Source organism: Leifsonia sp. HAY1-4F (genome assembly GCF_056755275.1).
This window is the reverse complement of record NZ_JBNDHX010000594.1, coordinates 1-238: the sequence shown is the minus strand read 5'-3', so window position 1 is coordinate 238 and position 238 is coordinate 1. Positions and strand designations below refer to the sequence as shown.

At 62.6% G+C, this 238-nt stretch carries 1 protein-coding gene; it reads left to right on the top strand.

The genetic code is table 11. The features are described from left to right. On the top strand, positions 1 to 238 hold a 238-nt coding region (locus ACPYOG_RS20630), incomplete at both ends, for an extracellular solute-binding protein (protein WP_481295927.1).

The window sequence follows — 238 nt, the reverse complement described above, 5'->3', positions numbered from 1 at the left end:
AAGTCGTTCACATACGGGGGCAAGTTCTATTGCGCCCCCAAGGACTTCTCCACTCTCCAGCTCATCATCAACACCGACATGTGGAAGGCTGCAGGCCTGACCGATGCGGACATCCCGACCACCTGGGCTCAGCTCGAGTCCGTCGCCAAGAAGCTCACCAGCGGCAACCGGGTCGGTCTCGGGATCTCCGGCGAGTACGCCCGCATCGGCTCCTTCATGGTGCAGGCGGGCGGCAATC